General features: G+C 74.3%; 15 protein-coding genes. 8 read left to right on the top strand and 7 right to left on the bottom strand.

The window, feature by feature from the left end; translation table 11 throughout:
• Positions 1-82 precede the first annotated feature (82 nt).
• The gene (locus AC1UE5_RS22430; protein ID WP_482927778.1) at positions 83-394 is read left to right on the top strand and encodes a hypothetical protein; all 312 of its coding nucleotides are present in this window, start codon (positions 83-85) and stop codon (positions 392-394) included.
• 10 nt (positions 395-404) lie between these two features.
• On the opposite strand, the gene AC1UE5_RS22435 is transcribed toward AC1UE5_RS22430, so the two are convergent.
• Positions 405-1,127: a TrmH family RNA methyltransferase gene (locus AC1UE5_RS22435; protein WP_482927780.1), complete on the bottom strand. Its 723-nt coding sequence runs from the start codon at positions 1,125-1,127 to the stop codon at positions 405-407.
• 45 nt (positions 1,128-1,172) lie between these two features.
• Between AC1UE5_RS22435 and AC1UE5_RS22440 the strand changes: the two genes are divergently transcribed.
• A complete protein-coding gene (locus AC1UE5_RS22440) occupies positions 1,173-2,087 on the top strand; it encodes a glutathione S-transferase family protein (protein ID WP_482927782.1) in 915 nt (304 codons plus the stop codon).
• A gap of 12 nt (positions 2,088-2,099) precedes the next feature.
• Here the strand turns inward: AC1UE5_RS22440 and AC1UE5_RS22445 are convergent, their stop codons facing one another.
• The 4 genes from AC1UE5_RS22445 to AC1UE5_RS22460 form a co-directional block, all read right to left on the bottom strand.
• On the bottom strand, positions 2,100-2,555 hold the full coding sequence (locus tag AC1UE5_RS22445; RefSeq protein WP_482927784.1) for a YdeI/OmpD-associated family protein: 456 nt from the start codon (positions 2,553-2,555) through the stop codon (positions 2,100-2,102).
• A 39-nt stretch (positions 2,556-2,594) separates the two neighbouring features.
• A complete protein-coding gene (locus AC1UE5_RS22450) occupies positions 2,595-3,242 on the bottom strand; it encodes a glycosyltransferase family 2 protein (RefSeq protein WP_482927786.1) in 648 nt (215 codons plus the stop codon).
• A gap of 42 nt (positions 3,243-3,284) precedes the next feature.
• Positions 3,285-4,157: a hypothetical protein gene (locus tag AC1UE5_RS22455; RefSeq protein WP_482927788.1), complete on the bottom strand. Its 873-nt coding sequence runs from the start codon at positions 4,155-4,157 to the stop codon at positions 3,285-3,287.
• An 89-nt stretch (positions 4,158-4,246) separates the two neighbouring features.
• Entirely contained in the window at positions 4,247-5,035 is a 789-nt protein-coding gene (locus AC1UE5_RS22460) for a tyrosine-protein phosphatase (RefSeq protein ID WP_482927790.1), read from the bottom strand.
• Between the two features lie 78 nt (positions 5,036-5,113).
• Between AC1UE5_RS22460 and AC1UE5_RS22465 the strand changes: the two genes are divergently transcribed.
• Positions 5,114-5,557 (top strand): universal stress protein, encoded by a 444-nt coding sequence (locus AC1UE5_RS22465; protein WP_482927792.1) that lies wholly within the window; start codon positions 5,114-5,116, stop codon positions 5,555-5,557.
• A gap of 9 nt (positions 5,558-5,566) precedes the next feature.
• Here the strand turns inward: AC1UE5_RS22465 and AC1UE5_RS22470 are convergent, their stop codons facing one another.
• A complete protein-coding gene (locus AC1UE5_RS22470; RefSeq protein ID WP_482927794.1) occupies positions 5,567-6,877 on the bottom strand; it encodes a S8 family serine peptidase in 1,311 nt (436 codons plus the stop codon).
• A 94-nt stretch (positions 6,878-6,971) separates the two neighbouring features.
• Between AC1UE5_RS22470 and tadA the strand changes: the two genes are divergently transcribed.
• Positions 6,972-7,424, top strand: a complete 453-nt coding sequence (tadA, locus tag AC1UE5_RS22475; RefSeq protein WP_482927796.1) for a tRNA adenosine(34) deaminase TadA — start codon at positions 6,972-6,974, stop codon at positions 7,422-7,424.
• Between the two features lie 74 nt (positions 7,425-7,498).
• Positions 7,499-9,646: a methyl-accepting chemotaxis protein gene (locus AC1UE5_RS22480; RefSeq protein WP_482927798.1), complete on the top strand. Its 2,148-nt coding sequence runs from the start codon at positions 7,499-7,501 to the stop codon at positions 9,644-9,646.
• A gap of 85 nt (positions 9,647-9,731) precedes the next feature.
• On the opposite strand, the gene xylA is transcribed toward AC1UE5_RS22480, so the two are convergent.
• On the bottom strand, positions 9,732-10,925 hold the full coding sequence (gene xylA, locus AC1UE5_RS22485) for a xylose isomerase (protein ID WP_482927800.1): 1,194 nt from the start codon (positions 10,923-10,925) through the stop codon (positions 9,732-9,734).
• A gap of 121 nt (positions 10,926-11,046) precedes the next feature.
• On the opposite strand from xylA, the gene AC1UE5_RS22490 reads away from it, so the two are divergent.
• The 3 genes from AC1UE5_RS22490 (at position 11,047) to AC1UE5_RS22500 (ending at position 15,013) form a co-directional block, all read left to right on the top strand.
• Positions 11,047-12,249 (top strand): hypothetical protein, encoded by a 1,203-nt coding sequence (locus AC1UE5_RS22490; RefSeq protein ID WP_482927802.1) that lies wholly within the window; start codon positions 11,047-11,049, stop codon positions 12,247-12,249.
• 33 nt (positions 12,250-12,282) lie between these two features.
• Complete coding sequence (locus AC1UE5_RS22495) at positions 12,283-13,314, top strand: ArsR/SmtB family transcription factor (protein ID WP_482927804.1); 1,032 nt, start codon at positions 12,283-12,285, stop codon at positions 13,312-13,314.
• Between the two features lie 73 nt (positions 13,315-13,387).
• Positions 13,388-15,013 (top strand): hypothetical protein, encoded by a 1,626-nt coding sequence (locus AC1UE5_RS22500; RefSeq protein ID WP_482927806.1) that lies wholly within the window; start codon positions 13,388-13,390, stop codon positions 15,011-15,013.
• The last annotated feature ends 11 nt before the right edge of the window (positions 15,014-15,024 follow it).

The following is a 15,024-nucleotide window of genomic DNA, read 5'->3' on the forward strand; positions in this document are numbered from 1 at the left end:
AGCGGACGGTATCACGCCGACTTATCGTTGTCATGTGGGATCGCTCTTTGACGTTATGCCTCGTGCGGAGGACCATGAAGACATGCCCGCCACCGACGTCACCTCCACCACCGCCACCGTCCTTCTGCGCCACGCGAACGCCGCCGACGCGGACAGCCTGCGGGACCTCGCCGCCCTCGACAGCGCCCCGGTCCTGACCGGTCCGATCCTCGTCGCCGAGGAGTCCGGGGAGCTGCGCGCCGCGCTCTCGCTCTCCGACGGCCGCGCCATCGCGGACCCGTTCCACCCCACCGCCTCCCTGGTCGCGCTGCTGCGCGCCCACGGCGCCGCCAAGGCCGCGCGCGAGAAGCGCACGCGCCCGCACCGGCGCCCGCGCCTCGCGCTCGGCGTCTAGCCACCCTCCGCTAGGCGTCGCGCGCGGGACGCCGCGCCAGCTCCCAGGCCAGGATCGCCGCCGCCGCGGCGACGTTGAGCGACTCGAACCCCGGTGCCGGGATCGTGACGGCGAGGTCGCACTGCGCGATCTCGCCGTCGCTCAACCCGTCCCGCTCGCTCCCCAGGACGACCGCCGCGCCCGGCGGCAGCGCCTCCGGCGCGGCCCCGCCACGCGGCACCGCCGCCGCGAGGGGCGTGGGGCCGCGCAGATCGGCGAGCGTTCGGCCGGTCGCCACGAGCCCGGGTGCGAACGACGCGCCCAGCGCCGCCCGCAGCGCCTTGCGCGACCACGGGTCCGCGCTCCCCTCCAGCACCTCTACCCGCGGCAGGCCCAGCGCGCCCGCGGTGCGGACGATCGACCCGACGTTGCCCGCGTCGGTCACCCCGGCGAGGACGAGCGAGCCCGGCGGCAGGGGGAGCGGCGGCTGCGGGGGCCGGCGGACGATCGCGGCGACCTCCGGTGGCTGGCCCAGCGCCGCGAGCGCCCGCAGCGCGTCGGCCGACGCGACGACGTCCCCGTCCCGCGCGCAGGCCGCCGCGGCGAACACCACCTCGACCGCGAGCCCCGCGGCGCGCGCCTCCGCGAGCAGCTCCGGTCCGTCGACCACGAACGCGTCCTCGCCCGGCGCGCGCAGCAGCTGCGCGGCGCGGACGATGCGCGGGTCGCGGGCGGAGGTGGCGGGCGGCGGCACGCGGGAGAAGGATGGCGGAGCGGGGGCCGCGGGTACGTTCGAGAGGTGTCCACCGCCCGCTTCTCGATCGACGCCGAGACCCGCTCGGGCGCCTTCAAGCGCCAGGAGTCCAAGTTCCGCGACTGGGTCACGGAGCCCGTCGCGGGGCGCTACCACCTCTACCTCGCGCTCGCGTGCCCGTGGTCGCAGCGGGTCGCGATCGTGCGCAGGCTGAAGGGGCTCGAGGACGCGATCTCGATCTCGTACGCCGCGCCCTACCGCGACGAGCGCGGGTGGGCGTTCCCCGGCGGCCCGTACGTCGACGACCTGCACGGCTGGGACTTCCTGAGCGAGGGCTACGTCCAGACCGACCCGGACTTCGGCGGCCGCGTCACCGTCCCGGTGCTGTGGGACAAGGAGGAGCGGCGGATCGTCTCCAACGAGTCGCAGGACATCGTGCGGATGCTCAACGCGGACTTCCAGGACGTCGCGCAGAACCCGGGGCTCGACCTCTACCCCGAGCCGCTGCGGCGCGAGATCGACCAGCTCAACGACCGCATCTACGACTCGGTCAACAACGGCGTCTACAAGTGCGGCTTCGCGACGTCGCAGGAGGCGTACGACGAGGCGTTCGGGGCGCTGTTCGACTCGCTCGCCTGGCTCGACTGGCTGCTCGGCGAGCGGCGGTACGTCGCCGGCGACGTCCTCACCGAGGCCGACTGGCGGCTGTGGGTGACGCTCCTGCGGTTCGACCCCGTCTACTACGTGCACTTCCGTTGCAACGGGCGGCGGCTGATCGACCACCCGAACCTCTGGGCCTACGCGCGGGAGCTGTACCAGCAGCCCGGCGTGCGCGAGACGGTCGCGATGGACCAGATCAAGGAGCACTACTACACGACGCACGACATGCTGAACCCGAAGCGGCTCATCCCGGCGGGGCCGCTGGACCTCGACTGGGACGCGCCGCACGGACGCGGCTGAGCGCGCGGCGGGCTACTCCCGCGGCGCGCCCAGCATGATCTGATCGACGGCGCGCGCGGCCCGGCGGGTCCTGGTCTCGGGCCGCTTCGCGCCGCCGACCCACTCGGCGTACTCCTTCCGGTGCGTGTAGGAGAGCGCGCCGAAGAGCGCCTTCGCCTCGTCGCTCGACTCGAGCGCGGCCGCCAGCTCGGGCGGCGGCTCGACCTCGCGCGGCGCGGTGTCCGGCTCGATCTCGACGGAGATCTGGTCCCCCGCGTCCACCCCGGCCAGCAGCCGGTGGGCGCGGTTGAGCGGGACCATGTACTCGTCGCCGTACTTCGCGATGGTGGTCCGGTACGCGTGGCCGTTGATCATCACGCAGACCGCGGGGCGCTGCTGCCCGCCGAACAGGGCGGGCACGTCCAGCGGGACACGGAAGTACGTCGCCGTCTTCCCGCTCACCTCCACGATCGTGTCGAATGTCACCATCGCGTGAGGAACCTTACGCCTCTCCGCGGCGGTTGTCAGCTACCGCTCGGCGAGCACCGCACGCATGTCGCGTACCGCGCGCAGCGTGCCGCGCACGCCTGCGGTCGTCTTCCCGCGGCCGGGTCGAGGGCGGTATGGGACGCGCACCTCGGCGATCCGCCAGTCGGCCCGGCTCGCGCGCACGACCATCTCCAGGGGCCAACCGAAGCGGCGGTCCGCCATGCCGAGGTCGAGCAGCGGCTGGCGGCGGGCGGCGCGCATCGGGCCGGCGTCGGTGAGCCGGGTGCCCGCCCGGCGGCGCAGCTCGAACGCGAGCGCGCGGTTGGCGAGCCGGGCGCGGGCCGGCAGCGCGCCGGGCTCTAGGACGCGCGCGCCGAGCACGAGGTCCGCGTCGCCGCTGCCGACCGGGTCGGCCACCCGCGGCAGGTCGCGCGGGTCGAGCGTCCCGTCACAGTCCATGAAGCACACGACGTCGCCCTCGGCTGCCAGCAGCCCGGCGTGACACGCGGCGCCGAGCCCGCGCCGCGGCTCGTGCACGACGGTCGCGCCCAGCTCCCGCGCGACGTCCGCCGAGCCGTCGTCGGAGCCGTTGTCGACGACGATCGGGTGGTATCCGCGCGGCATCGCGGCCAGCACCGCGGGGAGCGCCTCGACCTCGTTCAGCACCGGAAGCACGACGTCGACCATTCGCCGCGACACGGTAGACCTCCGCGACGCGGGTGGCGAAGATCACCGCGGGGCGGGCTGCTCCGCGACGACCTCGAAGTCGCTGCCGCGGAGGCGCTTGAGGCCGCGGAGGTCGTCGTTGTCCCAGCGCTCGGACGGGGCGCCGGAGATGTACCACGGGGAGCCGTTGTCGGCGAGGAGCATCCCGTAGCGCTTGAGGGCGCGGACGATCACGCGCGCCTGCGGACCGAGGCCGGCCTCGCTCACCTTGCGCTTCAGGCGGACGCGCTGGCCCATCGCGGGGAGCGACGGGTCGTCGAGCGAGGAGGCGAAGTGGCGCGCGGGGAAGACGAACGCGCGACGGGTGCGCGGCGCGGTGAACCGGAGCGCGTGGCGGATCGCGCCGGCGCGGACCTCGTCAGCGCGCGCGAGGCCGGGCAGGATCGGCAGGCCGGCGGCGTCCGCGGACGTCCACCCGCGCGGGCGCGGCTTGCCGGTGCGCAGGTCGAAGATCGCCCCGCTCCCCGCCCGCCACGAGCGCCCGCCGCCGACGCGCTGCGCGGCGAACAGCTCGAACAGCCGGCACGTCCCGCGCTGCACGACGAGCACGTGCCGGTCCGAGCCGCCTTCGATCGGCGCGTCGCGCGGGATCGGGTACGGCCCGCGGTCGGACTCCGACGCGTACTGGAACGACACGCGCACCCGCTTCTGCGCCCGCGGCACGACGGTGTACGGGATGCCGATCCGCCGCCCCTCCCACCGGCCGGCCCCGAAGTCCGGGTGCACGCCCGCGTCCAGCCCGATCGAGCGCACGATCGCGTCCGACCGCGGATGCACCGGCAGCGCGTCGACCGGCTGGTTCCACGGGCTCGACGCCGGGAGCACCGGGCAGCCGGCGACGGCGAGGGCGGCGAGCGGGGGACGGCGAGGACGCATCACGGGCCGCGACTACACTGCCTGCCGCGTGAACCCCTTCTGGCTCTGGGTCCAAGGCCTGACCGTGATCTTCATCCTCGCGGGCATGGTCATCGCCGCAGTCCGACTGCTCTGAGCAGCCCGCGCTTGCGCCGCTTCGGCGGCGGCCCCGGCGCGGGCGGGATCGGCCCGCCGTCCAGGATCGCGCGCGGCACCTCGACGGTCATCCACTCCGCCTGCTCCAGCAGCCCCGGCAGCTCGGCGTCCGCCGCCTGGATGCCCTCCAGCAGCCCCGGCGGCCGTCCGACGGCGTCGTGCGCGTCGGACGCGACGACGTGCACGAGCCCGTGCTCGACCAGGTCGTACGTGAAGCGCTGCACGGTCGTCCCGAACGCGCCGGTCAGCGAGCCGGCGGTGATCTGCACGAGCATCCCCTCGGCCACGAGCTGCTCGAGCTTCGCGGGGTCGCGATGGAGGATCGGCGACCGCTCGGGGTGCGCGAGGAGGATGCGGTGCCCGCGCAGGTGCAGGTGCCGCACGGCGTGGTCGAAGCCGGTCGCGGACGTCCGCAGCGGGCACTCGCTGAGCAGGTAGGCGCCGCCGCCGAGCCGCAGTGCGGTCAGCTCCTCGTCGCCGAGCTCGGCCGCCTTCGACACCGACAGCTCGCCGCCCGTCCGCAGCCGCAGCGGGATGCCCTCGGCGTCGAGCCGCTCCTGCAGCTCGGTCACCCCGGCCATGACCGTCGCGGACGAGGTCGGGATGTCCCAGGTCACGTGGGGCGTGGCGACCAGCTCGGTGGTGCCGAGCGCGACGGCGGCGCGGGCCAGCTCGAGGCTCCCCTCGACCGTCGCGGGGCCGTCGTCGACTCCGGGCAGGACGTGGGAGTGGAGGTCGATCACGCCTCTCAACCGTACCCGCAGGAGCGGCGTGGACTAGCATCGCGGCTCGTCAACGTGGGCGAACCAGACAGGAGGGCGATGTTCCGGTCGATCGTGGTGGGGACGGACGGGTCCGAGACGGCAACCGAGGCCGTCCGGCAGGCCGTCGAGCTTGCCGCGGCCGTCAAGGGGCGGCTCCAGCTGGTGAGCGCCTACGAGCCGGTGTCCGGGCAGCGCCTGCGCGAGGAGAGCACGCAGGTCCCCGAGGACCTGCAGTGGATGGTCAACCCGCGCGAGGACGTCGACGCGACGCTCAACGAGGCGGCCGAGATCGCGCGCGAGGCGGGCGTGGACGTCGAGACCCACGCGCGGCAGGGCGACCCGGCCGACGCGATCCTCGACGTCGCGGAGGAGACGAAGGCCGACGTCATCGTCGTCGGCAACAAGGGCATGACCGGCGCGCGGCGGTTCCTCCTCGGGTCGGTCCCGAACAAGGTGTCGCACCACGCGCCCTGCTCGGTGCTGATCATCCGGACGACGTAGCGGGAGCGGCTAGCGCGTGCCCTTGGTGCGCAGCGCGGCGGCGACGGCGTCCGGCACGACCCGGTTGCGGTCGGTCGCCGCGGCGGCGTCCACCAGGCCCGCGCCGTAGCTGCGATCCGGCCCCGGGTCGCCCAGGTCGCGGGCGGTGCCCTTGAGGCGCGCGATGAGCTGCGCCGGCGTCGGGCTGGAGCCGATCACCTTCGTGGCGAGCACGAGCGCGGCCGCCGCCGTCACGTGCGGGACGGCCATCGACGTGCCGAAGTAGCTGCGCGAGTAGCCGAACGAGCGCGTCTGCTTCGACGGGAAGAGCGTGAGCTGCACGATCGAGCGACCGGGCGTCGCGTCCGGCTTGCAGTGCGGGTCGTCGGTGAACGCGTCGCGCCCGCCGCCGGGGGCGACGATGTCGAGCCCCTTGCCGAGGTTCGAGTAGCTCGACAGACAGCCGTGCTCCGTCGTCGCGCCGACCGCGAAGACGTTGGAGGAGCGCGCCGGGAACGAGAGGAGCTCGTCGCCCTCGTTGCCTGCCGCGCCGATCACGAGCACGCCCTTCTTGCGCGCGTACGCGAGCGCGTCGAGCAGCGACGGGATCAGGCTCGCGGGGACCTCGGTGCCGAACTCGAGGCTGAGGTTGATCAGGTCGACGTCCTGCTTGACCGCCCAGCGGACCGCGTCGGCGATGCGCGCCGCGTCGCCCTCGCCGCGCTTGTCGAGCACGCGGACGGGGATGATCGTCGCGTTGTACGCGAGGCCGGTGAGGCCCTTGCCGTTGTTGGTCGACTCGGCGATCGTGGAGACGACGTGCGTGCCGTGGCCGTTCTCGTCGTTCGGGTACGGGTCGCCGTCGACGAAGTCGTAGCCGGTCTCGAACTTCGTCCGGTCCAGGTCCGGGGAGCGGCGGTAGTCGCCGCGGTCCGCGTAGGCGACGCCGCTGTCGAGCACCGCGATCCGCACGCCGCGCCCGCCCGGGACGCCGGCGTCGATCGCGTGCTGCCACGCGTCAGGCGCGTTGACGCCCCACTCGGGCAGGAAGTTCCACTGGACCTCGGCCCAGCCCGCGCCGTTGCCCGGGTCGTTGGGGACGAACGCCGAGGCGCGCGCGACCGGGTTCGGCGCCGCGTAGTCGACGTCGCGCCGGCGGTTGAGGCGGCGGACGGTCGCGGCGACGTCGTCGACGCCGCGCAGGACCTTTGGGGCCTCGCCCTTCTCGCGCACGACGACCTCGCCCGGCACCGTGTCGGCAGCCTGCGCGGGGGCCGCGAGGGTGAGCGCGCAGGCGACGGCGGCGAGCGCGGCGGGCAGGCTGTGGCGGAGGCGGGGCAAGGGGGCGACGGACACTTAACTCCTCTTGTCGACCAAAGTTCCGTCCCACATGACTGCGAGTCTGCCTTCCGATCCATCTCGTGACGAGCGTCTCATGCGCCTGGCTCTCGCCGAAGCCGAGAAGGCGCTGGCGCACGACGACGTCCCGATCGGCGCCGTCGTCGTCCTCGACGGGACCGACGAGGTGATCGGCCGCGGCCACAACGAGCGGGAGCTGCTGGAGGACCCGACAGCCCACGCCGAGGTGCTCGCGCTGCGCGAGGCGGCCGCGGCGCTGGGCTCGTGGCGCGTGCTCGGCGCGACGCTCTACGTGACGCTCGAGCCCTGCGCGATGTGCGCGGGCGCGATCGTGCTGAGCCGCATCCCGCGCGTGGTCTACGCGACGACCGACCCCAAGGCCGGCGCGGCGGGCTCGGTGATGGACGTCCTCGACCACCCGGCGCTCAACCACCGCCCCGAGGTCGTCGGCGGGCTGCTGGCCGACGAGGCGGCGGAGCAGATCCGCGCGTTCTTCCGCGCGCGGCGGGGGCCGGCAGCGCAGGCGTAGATCGGGTGAGCGGCCTCACACTCCCGGCGTGCCACGTTGGTCAACCGGGATGACCATGGGTCGATTCACCTCCCGTGCACCTCTTCGCCTCGCTGAGCAGGAAGCTCAGCGTCCTCACCGTCGCCTGCGCCCTCGTGGTCGGTGCGGTGCTGTCCCTCGTCGCCGTCCGCGCGATCGATGACGGCGCCGACGACTCGAAGGAGCGGCAGGCCGCCTCCGCCAAGACCGCCGCGCTGACCCTCGGCCACACCGCCGAGGAGCACGCCGCCGCGCTGCTCGACCGCGTCAGCGGCGCAGCCGCCGCCACGCCCTCCGCCGCCGCTGCCGCGGCCTCCGTCAAGGGCGACGACCATCGCGCCGTCATCGCCGTCGACGCCGCCGGCCGGACCGCGTCGGGCAAGGAGCTCGCGCTCGCGTCGCAGCTCGGCACCGACGGCAAGGGCGCCGCGTCGATCGAGCGCGTCGCCGCCGCCGACCTCGCGCAGCTCGGCCTCGCCGACGCCGCCAAGATCCCGGTCGTCGAGACGGAGACCGGCCGCAAGGTCGACGTCACCGAGCTGACCGACGGCCTCGCGATGGTCGCCTCCGCCCCCGCCGCCGACGGTGGCCGCGTCATCGCCGTCGAGCTGATCTCGAACGACCACCACCTCGTCGACGAGAACAACGCGCTGATGGGCAAGGGCGCGTACAACACGATCTTCCTCGGCGACGTGCGCGTGACGACCACGGTCCGCAACGCGGAGGACAAGCGCTCCGTCGGCACGACCGTCTCCGAGAAGGTCCACGGCCTGGTCTACGAGGGCGGCAAGGCCTTCACCGGCGAGGCCGTCGTGGTCGACAAGGTCGTCATCTCCCACTACGAGCCCATCGTGAACGCCGCAGGCGAGGCGATCGGCATGTGGTACTCGGGCTACGAGAAGGCCGACATCGAGGCCGCCGCGTCCGACGCGCGCAAGAGCCTGCTGCTGATCGCGATCGTCCTGCTGCTGCTCGTCGGCGCCGGCGCCGCGTGGCTCGCCCGCCGCATGCTCGCCCCGGTCGGCGTGCTCACCGAGCGGCTCGAGCTGATGGCCCAGGGCGACGTGCCCGAGGAGGCGCCGGTCGTCAAGTCCAGGGACGAGCTCGGCAAGATGGCCGAGGCGTTCGGCCACATGACCGGCTACGTCCGCGAGATGTCCGCGCAGGCCGAGCAGATCGCCGCGGGGGACCTCAGCCAGGACGTCGAGCCGCGCTCCGAGCGCGACGTGCTCGGCCGCTCGTTCGCCGCGATGACCGAGCAGCTCCGCGAGCTCGTCGGCCGCGTGTCGGAGAGCGCGAACGTCCTCTCCCACTCGACCGGCGACATGGCCTCCACCTCCGCCGAGGCCGGCCGCGCGGTCACCCACATCGCCGAGGCGATCAGCGAGCTGGCCGGCGGCGCCGAGCGCCAGGCCCAGGTCGTCGAGGGCGCCCGCGCCGCCGCCGACGCCGTCGCCGAGGGCATCGCCGAGAACGCGCGCGGCGCCACCGAGACGGCCGCGCTGGCCGAGGGTGCCCGCGGCGCGGCCGCCGAGGGCGTCGCCGCCGCCGACGATGCGTCCGCCGCGATGGAGCAGGTCCGCGAGTCCAGCGAGGACACCGCCGAGGCGATCCGCACGCTCGCGCGCAAGTCCGACCAGATCCGCACGATCGTGGAGCAGATCACCGCGATCTCCGAGCAGACGAACCTGCTCGCGCTCAACGCCGCCATCGAGGCGGCCCGCGCGGGCGAGCAGGGCCGCGGGTTCGCGGTCGTCGCCGAGGAGGTGCGCAAGCTCGCCGAGGAGTCGCAGGAGGCGGCCGGCGCGATCGGCGGCCTGGCCGAGGAGATCCAGGGCGAGACGTCGCGCGCCGTGGACATCGTCGACGACGGCGCCCGGCGCACGCAGGACTCCAGCGTGCGCGTCGCGCGCACGCGCGAGGCGTTCGACCGCATCCAGCAGTCGGTCGACGCGATGAACGAGCGCGTGCTCGACATCGCCGCGACCGCCGACCGGGTCGCGGGCGGCGCGGGGGCGCTGCGGGACTCGATCGCCGAGCTGGCGACCGTCGCGGACGAGGCGTCGACCTCGACCGGCGCGGTGTCCGCGAGCACCGAGCAGACGAGCGCGTCGGCGCAGGAGATCGCGGCTGCGGCCGGCGACCTGGCCGGCACCGCCGAGGAGCTCGAACGGCTCGTCGGGCGCTTCCGCCTGACCGCGTAGCGCGGGCGGACGCGAAGAAGGACTCCGGGCCCACCCTTCCGTCGGCTCCCATGCCGGGAGGGTGGGCCTGCTGTTGCGCGCCTGGCTAGGAGCGCGCGCCGAGCAGGTGCTCGACCGCCAGCTGGTTCAGCCGGCCGTACTTGAAGCCGCGCTGCCCGGCGGCCTCGACGTCGAAGTCCTCGAACGCCGAGCGATCGGCGAGCAGGTCCTCGTACGACTCGCCGTCGGCGAGCGTGGCGGTGCGCAGCTCCGCGGTGCGGGTGCCGGCCAGGGCCTCCTGGACCTCCGGGTCGGCGCGGAACGCGGCGGCGCGCTCCTTGAGCAGCAGGTACGTCCGCATGTTGGCGGCGGCCGACTGCCAGACCGACTCGATGTCGGCGTCGGTGCGCAGCGGCTTGTAGTCGAAGTGCCGCGGGCCGGTGTAGGCGGGCGCGCCGTCCAGGCCGCCGTTCTCCAGCAGGTCGACCAGCGCGAACGCGTCGATCAGGTCGCCGTGGCCGAAGATCAGGTCCTGGTCGTACTTCGGGCCGTTCTGGCCGTTGAGGTCGATGTGGAAGAGCTTGCCCTGCCACAGCGCCTGCGCGATCGCATGGCTGAACTTGAGGTTCGCCATCTGCTCGTGGCCCGTCTCGGGGTTCACGCCGACCATCTCCGGGTGCTCGAGCGTGGAGATGAACGCCAGCGCGTGGCCGACGGTCGGCAGCAGGATGTCGCCGCGCGGCTCGTTCGGCTTGGGCTCGATCGCGAACTTCAGGCCGTAGCCCTTGTCCTTGACGTACTGCGAGAGGAGGTTGATGCCCTCGCGGTAACGCTCCAGCGCGGCGCGGATGTCCTTGCCGGCGTCGGACTCGGCGCCTTCGCGGCCGCCCCAGAACACGTACGTCTCGGCGCCCAGCTCGGCGGCGAGGTCGATGTTGCGGATGATCTTGCGGAGGGCGTAGCGACGGATGTCGCGGTCGTTCGAGGTGAACGCGCCGTCCTTGAAGATCGGGTGCGAGAACGTGTTCGTCGTCGCCATCGGGACGACGAGCCCGGTCTCCTGGAGGGCCGTCTTGAACCGGGCGATGATCTGCTCGCGCTCGGACTCCGAGGAGCCGTGCGGGATCAGATCGTCGTCGTGGAACGTGACGCCCCAGGCGCCGAGCTCGGCCAGCTTGTGGACCGTCTCGACCGGATCGAGCGCGGGGCGCGTCGGCCCCCCGAACGGATCCGCGGCAGGCCAGCCCACGGTCCACAGACCGAAGCTGAACTTGTCGTTGGGAGTGGGGGTGATGCTCATTGCGCGCTACAGGGTCGCACGCGCGCGAAGCGCGGCCGGTCCGCGGCGCGGACCCGGCGTTTCGACGATCCTCGAAAGGCTTGCGGGCGCTTCGGGCGGGCGGCACCGTCGAAGTGTCCCCATGCGCAAGATCGTTCTCCTCGTGGCCGCGCTCGGCGCGGCGTTCCTCTCCACCCTCACCGCCCCCGGCGTCGCCGCTGCCGCCGACGGGAGCCCGTGTGCCGCCCCCACCCAGCACCCGTCGTTCGGCGCCGTGCAGTACTGCCCGCTGTGGATGCCGGCCCGCGGGCACGTCCCGGTCCACGCGATCCGCGGCGGCCAGCCCGTGCAGGTCGGGCGGCTGAACGCGGCGGGCTCGGCGAACTGGTTCGTCTGCCAGACGACGACGCCGGAGGGCGTGGCGCCGCCGCCCTACGGCGAAGGGCCGTACCGCAACGTGTGGTGGGCGCGGACGCTGTCGGACGACAACCAGTGGGGCTGGGTCAACGAGGTCTACTTCTCCGGCGGCGGCAACGACGAGGCCGACGGCGGCCTGCGTCACTGCGACGGTGCGGCCCCACCCGCGCCGGCGCCGCCCAACCCGGAGCCTGCGCCCGACGAGTCCAAGCCCACGCCGCAGCCGGCCGCGGGCGGGCCGTTCGCCACGCGCGGGCAGGTCAACTGCAACCCGGCCCGTGAGAACCGCAAGCTGTCGGTCGGGTTCGACCTGCGGCAGGAGGAGTACCGCTCGATCAGCCAGGGTTCGATCGACCGCGCCCCGAAGATCAAGGACCGCAAGGAGCGTGCGGAGGGCCTGGGCACGCTGGAGATCCGCGCGGTGACCTGCAAGACGCCGGACGGGTGGAAGGTCCTGAGCCCGCTCAGCATCCAGGTCGAGTCGCGCGGGCTCGACCGCGAGGGCAAGGTCAAGGGCGAGGGGCTCGCGGAGGGCTGGGGGATCGGCGTGACCGCGGTGACCGACCGCGGCATCGAGATCACCACGATGTCCTGCGAGAAGGGCTGGTTCTGGAACCTCATGAAGGAGGCGCTCGGCCTCCCGATCCCCAAGGTGCCGTTCGTCGCGGTGTCGGTGCCGATGTACCTCGGCAGCAAGGGCATCGAGGCGCTCGGCCTCGACAAGCTCGAGGACTGCCGCGTCGCGGGCGACGGGTTCGTGCACCTGCGCGCGTCGGGCAGCGGCGAGCTCGTCGGCAGGATCGAGACGAACTTCGGCAGCGTGATGCAGGCGTCCGACAGCGCGCCGGGCATCCGGTTCGTCCGGACGCTCACCGCGCGCGGGCGCGTGCGCGAGTCCCGGCCGGCGCGACCGACCGGCCCGCAGTAGGGCCGCATCGGAGGTAGGCTCGCGAAGGCCCGGATGTCCGCGACCTCGTGCATCGCCGCCCCGCCGGCCCTCGAGCGCGTCCAGCTCCGCGCGCTGGCGCGGCGGCCGCTGCGGATCGGCCGCTCGCCGCTGCCCACGGCGCTGAGCCTGCTCGGCGAGGTGCTCGGCCCGCGGACCCACGGCGCGCCGGCGGCGTGGTCGCGGGCGGTGCGCAGCGCGCTGACACGGACGGACGTGGCGGCGCTCGGGCCGGTCTTCGGCGGGGAGCGGATCGTGCTCCCCGACGCGCTCGCGCCGCCGCCGTCCACGGTGCCGGACGGCGCGCGCTTCGTGACCGAGGAGGTCGTCGAGCAGGTCGCGGGCGCGGACCCGGCCCGGCTGCTGGACGAGGTCGCCGCGGAGTACGGCCACGCGCCGCCGTCCGCGTGGCGCGTGGTGGAGGCGGCGCCGGCGGTGTGGCTGGAGGCGTACGCGGTCGCGCTCGGCCACGCCCTGGAGGCGCTGGAGCCGGTGTGGCGCAGCGTGCAGCCGATGCTCGACCGCGAGACCGACCGCGTGGGCTCTGCGGTGGCGGTGGGCGCGGCACGCGACCTGCTCGGGACGCTGCACGTGTCCGGTCGCGTCGAGGGCGACGAGCTCGTGCTGGAGCGGCCCGGCTCGGCGGCCGCGACGTGGGACATCGCGCCGGACGGGCTCGTGCTCCTGCCGATGCTGAGCGGCGCGGGGGCGATCGTGACCGCGCACCGCGACGACGCCGTGACGCACCTCGCGTACCCGCTGCCCGGGCGTGCGCGGCTGCTCGACGTGGCGGACGAGCCGCCGCCGGACGACCCGCTCGCCGCGCTGCTGGGCGCGCGCCGGGCCGACCTGCTGCGGCGCCTGGATCGCTCGCTGACGATGGGCGACCTCGCGGAGCTGCTCGGCGGCCAGGCGAGCACGGCGACGCACCACGTCGCGGCGCTGGAGTCCGCCGGCCTGGTCGCGCGGCGGCGGCACGGGCGGCGGGTGCTGGTGGAGCGGACGGCGCGCGGGACCGCGCTGCTGGCGCTCTACGAGCGGGCCTGAACGCGGCGCGGCGCAGGCGCGGCTCGGGGGGTTCCCCGATGTACCCGGGGCGCGGCGGCCGCAGGCTGCTGGCATGCGCTTCTCCCGGACCTCCCTCGCCGTTGCCGCGGCCGCCGCGTGCGCGTCCGCGGCGTTCGCTCCTCCAGCTCCCGCCGCCCAGCAGTGGATCCCCGGCACCTCCGAGTACCAGGGTGGCTCGCAGTGCTTCGGCGGCACCCAGACCGGCTACGGCAACAACACCTCGGCCTCGGTCATGTACTGGGGCGACACGAACGGCTCGTACCCGAAGATCGGCGACAAGTACTACGTCCAGGTCGTCGTCGGGGCGATCGGGTTCACGTGCCCGTGGGGCGCCAGCGACGTCGGGACCGAGATCGGTCTGCCCGAGGGCACGCAGCTGGCGATCGACCTCGGCTCGGCCGACCGCAACGACCGCGTGCGGTGCTTCCACATCTCCTCCAAGAACGTCGAGACCGAGGTCACCGACTTCACCTGGACGCACCCCGACAACGCCTCGATTAAGGGCAAGTGGTGCGACTCGACCAAGGTCCCGTCGATCGGCCAGTACGCGTTCAACACGGGCTACCGGCTGCTGGCGCAGGGCGCGACGTTCGTCGTCCGCGTGCCGGTCGTGTCGACCAAGCCGCTGAAGGGCATGGCGGGCGCCGGGGACACCACGAAGGCGTGGAGCGCGGTGACGTCGGGGCTCAAGACGATGGCGGTGCCCTTCCAGTGGGTGAACGTCGGGGACCGCGCGGTCGCGATCACGTACCCGGCGACGCCGACGACGAAGATCGGCGACACGACCGCGACCACGAAGGGCGTGGCGGACACGTGGTTCCGCAAGGGCCGGCTGAGCGTGGAGCTGGGGACGGTGGCGAGCGGCGGGTTCGCGTCGGTCGCCGGGCCGTTCACGATCGACGGCGCGTCGTGGCAGTACACGATCGAGCAGGACTGGGGCCAGCTGACGCCCGGGACCGACTACCAGTGGCGCGTGCGGTTCGTGGACGACAAGGGCGTCGCCTCGGTCGGCGCGACGCGGACGTTCCGCACGACCGGCACCGCGCCCGCGCCGGGCGGCGGTGGGGGCGGGAACCCGCAGCCGGGCGGCGGCGGCACGGGCGGCAGCGGCGGCGTCCCGGGCGGCGGCTCGGGCGGTGAGACGCCGGGCGGCGGCTCCGGTGGGGGTGGCGGTGAGACGCCCGGCGGCGGCTCCGGTGGCGGCGGTGGCGGCGAGACCCCGGTGACGCCGCAGCCCGAGGTCACACCGACCGGCGGCGGGGCGCCCGGCGCGGGCCCGGTCGCAACGGCCTCCTCCAGCCCGCGCGGGACGGTGCCGGCGGGCGCGGGCGTGGCGCCGAAGGTCGCGCTCGCCGAGGGCGCGGGCCTGCAGGCGCTGCTCTCGGCGAAGGGCGCGGGCGTCGAGGTGACCTGCGCGGCGGCGTGTGCCCCGAAGGCGACGCTGAAGGTCGACGCGGCGACCGCGAGGAAGCTCGGCCTCGGGGCGGGCAAGAAGACCGTGGTGATCGCGCGTGGGAGCGGGCGTGCGGCGAAGGCCGGCAAGGCGCGGATCGTCCTGCGAGCGTCGAAGTCCGCGGCGCGCACGCTGCGGCGCGCGCGGTCGGTGCGGGCGACGCTCACCGTGACCGTCGCCGGGCTGCCCACCGCGACCCGCGTGGTGACCTTGAAGAACAGGTGAAGATCGGGCAG

This window comes from Parviterribacter multiflagellatus, assembly GCF_056863265.1.